This window comes from Frankia sp. CoBUL1 (genome assembly GCF_978021245.1).
Genome location: NZ_CDXDOS010000253.1, coordinates 1 through 4,762, shown reverse-complemented (window position 1 = coordinate 4,762; position 4,762 = coordinate 1). Strand labels below are relative to the sequence as shown.

Sequence of the window (4,762 nt, the reverse complement as noted above, 5' to 3'; positions counted from 1 at the left end):
CCGTCACACCACGCGACCTTCGCGCAGCCCTGGGGGCTCAGGAGTGACTCAAGGGCGGTTCAGGAGACGGGCCGGGGGCTGTTCATGGGCGGGCCAGACGGTGGATCAGGCGCCGTGGCGTCGCTCCCTGGCGGCGAAGCTGCGCAGGGCGCGCAGGAAGTCGATCTCACGGAACGCCGGCCAGTACGCCTCGCAGAAATACAGCTCCGAGTAGGCGCTCTGCCAGAGCAGGAAGTTGGACAGGCGCTGTTCCCCGCTGGTGCGGATCACCAGATCGGGGTCGGGCTGGCCGGCGGTGTAGAGGTGCTGGGCGATGTCGTCCACGGTCAGCGTCGACGCGACGTCGGTCAGCGAGTCCCCGGCCTCGGCCCGCTCGTGCAGCAGCTCGCGCAGGGCCTCGATGACCTCCTGGCGACCCCCGTACCCGACGGCGAGGGTGACGTGGGCGCCGGTCGTGACGCCGCGGGTCGTCTCCACGGCCTCCTTGAGGACACGGGCCGTGCTGTCCGGCAGCGTGTCCAGCATGCCCGCGAGATGGACCTGCCAGCGGGCGTCCGGCCGCCCGAGCCGGTCGGCCACCACCTGCTCGATCACCTGCATGAGGAAGGCGACCTCGGCGTCCCCGCGCTGCTGCAGATTCTCCGTCGAGCAGACGAACACGGTGACGTGTTTGATTCCGACAAGCTCGCACCAGGACAGGACGTCCTCGGCGTGCTCAGCGCCGTACTTGTGGCCGAGGCTCGGATTCGCCATGCCCATCTCGCGGGCCCAGCGGCGGTTGCCGTCCATGACCAGCCCGACGTGCGCAGGCAGTGGACCCGCCATGACCTGCCGACGCAGGCGACGGGTGTAGAGCGCGTAGAGGGGGCCGGCCGTCATCGGCACCTTCGATTACACCTTCGATTGTGGGACGCCCGGCGATCGCGGGGCACCCGGGGGAGGAGGAGTCCGGGGAGAGCCCATGGTCGGAGAGGGGTGCATGGCCGCTTCCGGCCTGTGGTCGATGGGCCTGTGGTCGATCTGTCGTCGGTGCCGTGGGTGTCGCATCGCCGCATGTGGGGTAGTGGGGTAGCGGAGGAGTGGTACGTCGGAATACCAGTGTGCCCTCTCCCGAAGAAGGGCTTCCGCGGGGGGCTCGGGCCGGCGCCGCGATCGGGCGGTCCACCGGTCACAGGACCGCCACCGGCCCACCCGCCCCGTGCAGGTCCAGCGCCGGAACCACCAGCCAGTTCTCGTAGCCCCCCGCCCGGGCGTGCCGGTTCGCCTCGGCCGGTGTCACGAAGAACCCGACGACGCCTTCCACCGCCCGATCCGGCCCGATGAGGACCGCCAACGCCCATAGCGGGCCGGATTGCTGCGGATTCGCGGCCGGAATATGCGACCACACGTCCGACCAGCTCGACTGGTCAGTCGAGGACTCCATCACGCACCCCTCTTCACGCAGCTCGTCCGGAGCCACCCACGGCGGCTATGGCGGACGAAGGTCGACCGGCGAGAACCATTGGTATCACTATCGGTGCCGTCTCTGCGTCTTACGGTGACATTCGGTAAGTTTCTGTCCATACTCTCGCCACGGCGCTCCAGATGAACAGCTTGGCGCCTCGGGCCCCTCTTCCGTGCCTATTTCAACACGAGCGCCGGCTGAGACGTGACACACGGGCCGCCGTTCGGCGATGCTTTGATGATTTGAGTTCTTCGGACCCGTTCCAGGCCCTCGCGGTCGGCGGTCCAGCGAGGGAGTTCGCGCAGGTTGTCCGCCATGGCCCTTGGCCTCTCGCCGGGCACCGCGGGGTTCAAACGTCTGCACGTGCAGCCGGCTCTCACGATGGGACCGGACCCAATTCTTCTGGAGTATGCACGCGCAGATGTACGGGCGTGCGCATACGCGTACGGTTACTGGTCAGGTATTGACCGGCTTGCGGTGACTTTGAGTTAAGCCGCCGAGAGGGTGGGGGTCTGTCTGGTGGGATGCCCAGGTCGGTCAGGAAGCGCAGGTAGTCGTCCTCGCGGTCGGCGAGGCGGCGGGCCAGGGCGTTCTCGGCGCGCATCGGCTTCCTTGCCCGCGGGGAGGTCTGGCTGATCCCGACCTGGACGGCGTGGCGGAACCGGCGCGGGCGTCGGCGGTGAGGCGCTGCAGGTCGACGAGGGCGTCGCGGGCCTGGCTGGCCCAGCAGAGGAACCGGCCACTGTAGAGGTAGAGGACCAGGGCCTCGACCCCCGGCCCGTACTGGGCCGAAGCCGGCACCCCCGCGGGCGCCTCGGCCCGGGTCCGGGTGGCGCAGCAGGCGCACTCCCGCTCGACGAGCCGGTGCCCGACGACCACGGGCTCGACCGGCGGCAGGTCCACGACCTGGCGGCGCTCCACCCGCGTGACCGGGGCGAGCACCAGCGGATCCCCACAGCCCCGGCACACCGCGGGCTCGTGGCCGACGACCCGGTCCGGGTCCTCGGCCAATGCCAACGTCGACCCGGGATGGCCTTCCTGCCCACCGGGCCGCCGCCCGGACTTCTTCCGCAGCGACTTCGGCTCCGGCTTGGCCAGCCCATCCAAGCTCGGCGGCTTCGATGAGTTCCGCGAGTTCTTCCCCAGCCGGGCGTTCAGCTCCGTAATCTCGGCGTTCGCCTTCCCCAACGCGGCCCGCAGCTCGGCGATCTGGGCCGCCTGCGCCACGACCAGCACCGCCAGTTCCTCATACGAGGACGTGGGCCGATCGACAGGCGACACACCAGCAGCCTACGGACCAATCACCCACCGCGAGCACCCTACGCCCACAGCGACCGGTACCCAAACAACCCGACCCGCGACAACAGCAATCGATCAAGAGTGCTGACCAGTTACACGCGTACGCACGTCACACATCATCACCGCGCCACCAGTTCCCGTGATCTGGGTGCAACACCCACCACTCGGGCGGGAATGGTCAGCCCCTGATGGCCCGTTGTTGCGCGTTCGCGTAGACGAGTTGAAGTAGGTCGGAGCCGGTGACCACCGTGAGGACGGATGCGGCGAGCCGCGTCGGCCGAGGCGCGGCGACCAGGCCGAAGACGAAGCCGGTGGCCATCCACTGCGCGGTGCAGAACGGGCAAGTGAGTAGCTCACCCACGCTGTGCCGGGCCGGGGGATACTCGCGGACCTCCTCGGCGAGTTCCGCCGGTCCCGCGGTGCCGCGGAAGCGGGTGAAGGGAGCGCGCAGCGGGCTCGTCACCGGGTCCTTGGTGAGAATGCGGCTCAGCTTGTGCGTGGCGATCGTGACGAGAAGCAGGTCGGGGACCGCGAACCGCTCGGGCAGGACCGCACCGGACACCCGGCCGATCAGCCCGAGAGCCGCGCACAACCCGCCATACGCCGACAGGGTGGCAAGATAGCTGCGCAGCGGGCGGGGCTCGTCGCCCGCGTACTCGCTCTGTTCCTGGCGCGCCGTGTTGGTCAGGCGGGCCAGGACACCGGTTTTCGGGGCACGTATCATGTCGGATGCCTGCCCACCGTCTCCGACGGTAACCAGGCGGAACATGCCCCGCGACACGCCCCGCCTGCCGCCGCCCGGGTCCGTGCGGCGGGAGGAAGGGTCATGCTCTCGTCGGCCGATCTGGACGGGTTTGTCGCAGCTTTCGGGGTGGTCGGCCGGGTCTCGTTCGGGTTTCGTTCAGGACTCCGGTGCCGCGTCCCCGTGGCCGTTCGCGTTGGCACGCCGGGTGGTCGTGTTGAACATGCGGGTGAGGTACTCGGTGCGCAGGACGCCGCGGCCGTCGGCTCCGACATAGCCGACATCGCGGGTGAGGTAGCCCTCGGGGTAGGTGTAGCCGGCGGCGGTGACCTCGCCGTTGCGGGTCCACCAGGCTTTGCGCTGGGTGCGGCAGCGGTCACAGGAGTGGATGACGTGGTAGGCGCGGGCCTCACGGTCCCAGGTGGCGCTGTGGGGCTGCCAGCGGTGTCCCATGGTGCGGCATTCCACGAAGCTCACGGGCAGGTCGTGTGCCCAGGACTCGATGCTGCGACGGGGGGACTCCTCGGCCATCAGGGTGTTGGCCCCTTTCCGGGGAGACGGTGCGCGGGACGGGAACGACGAACGTAACGGTGGGAGAACGCCGACGGTCTCCTGGAGTGATCCTGCCATCCGGACCCGGTGTGGGTCTCTTCGGTGGGCATGCTGGCGCGCCCCCTGTGACCAGGGTGTATTGGCAATGGACGGCCTACTGTAGTGGGTACGGAGGCAGCGTTGTCGTGCACGCGATTCACGCTGCCGCCTGCTTCGCCGCAAGCATCGACACTTTCGGTGAACGGCCTGCCGTCGTGGGGCGCGCGGGACGGGGAGCCCGAGGCCGAGGTGGAGGCCGAGGTGGATGTGCACGGCTTCCAGCACGCTCACCCGGGCATGGCCGCCGATGGCGAGCACGACGGGCCGATGATCACCTTCTTGCCTGTGGGTGCCCCTGCGGTAGTGGCATGCAATCGTGGAAGAGTGCGGGGACATCGGCCCATGGGCGGTCACGGGGGTGCGAGCCGGACCGCGGTGCTGGTGTGCCAGGGGCGGGCCGTCGCGCACGGGCGCATCGCTGTCGACCGGTTCGACGATCCGACAGCGATGATGTTTCTGCGCGCCGACGAACGGGGCGTTGTCGAGTGGGTGCGCGGTGGTGTCCCGCCGCGGGGGTGGGGGCGCGGCTTGAGTTTGAGATGGTACGGGCCTGCGGTGAGGTGATGGTGCCGCGTACCGTCGCCATCGACGAGGCCCTCCGGGAGGCCGTCGGCGGGGCTGTCGGC

At 69.5% G+C, this 4,762-nt stretch carries 5 protein-coding genes; all 5 read right to left on the bottom strand.

Annotated elements, in window-relative coordinates; all coding sequences use genetic code 11:
* Positions 1-105 precede the first annotated feature (105 nt).
* Positions 106-879: a polyprenyl diphosphate synthase gene (gene uppS / locus AC08OX_RS15005; protein ID WP_476608383.1), complete on the bottom strand. Its 774-nt coding sequence runs from the start codon at positions 877-879 to the stop codon at positions 106-108.
* Positions 880-1,168: 289 nt separating this feature from the next.
* Positions 1,169-1,423 carry a hypothetical protein gene (locus AC08OX_RS15000; RefSeq protein WP_476608382.1) on the bottom strand — a complete coding sequence of 85 codons (255 nt, stop codon included), beginning with the start codon at positions 1,421-1,423 and terminating at the stop codon, positions 1,169-1,171.
* Between the two features lie 558 nt (positions 1,424-1,981).
* Positions 1,982-2,725 (bottom strand): DUF6444 domain-containing protein, encoded by a 744-nt coding sequence (locus tag AC08OX_RS14995; RefSeq protein ID WP_476608381.1) that lies wholly within the window; start codon positions 2,723-2,725, stop codon positions 1,982-1,984.
* A 196-nt stretch (positions 2,726-2,921) separates the two neighbouring features.
* The gene (locus tag AC08OX_RS14990; protein WP_476608380.1) at positions 2,922-3,467 is read right to left on the bottom strand and encodes a DUF1360 domain-containing protein; all 546 of its coding nucleotides are present in this window, start codon (positions 3,465-3,467) and stop codon (positions 2,922-2,924) included.
* Positions 3,468-3,644: 177 nt separating this feature from the next.
* A complete protein-coding gene (locus AC08OX_RS14985; RefSeq protein WP_476608379.1) occupies positions 3,645-4,115 on the bottom strand; it encodes a hypothetical protein in 471 nt (156 codons plus the stop codon).
* Positions 4,116-4,762 lie beyond the last annotated feature (647 nt).

Bases quoted from the DNA above. Each gene is read 5' to 3' on its own strand.
- uppS (WP_476608383.1), bottom strand. From the start codon at position 879: ATGACGGCCGGCCCCCTCTACGCGCTCTACACCCGTCGCCTGCGTCGG.
- AC08OX_RS15000 (WP_476608382.1), bottom strand. From the start codon at position 1,423: ATGGAGTCCTCGACTGACCAGTCGAGCTGGTCGGACGTGTGGTCGCAT.
- AC08OX_RS14990 (WP_476608380.1), bottom strand. From the start codon at position 3,467: ATGATACGTGCCCCGAAAACCGGTGTCCTGGCCCGCCTGACCAACACG.
- AC08OX_RS14985 (WP_476608379.1), bottom strand. From the start codon at position 4,115: ATGGCAGGATCACTCCAGGAGACCGTCGGCGTTCTCCCACCGTTACGT.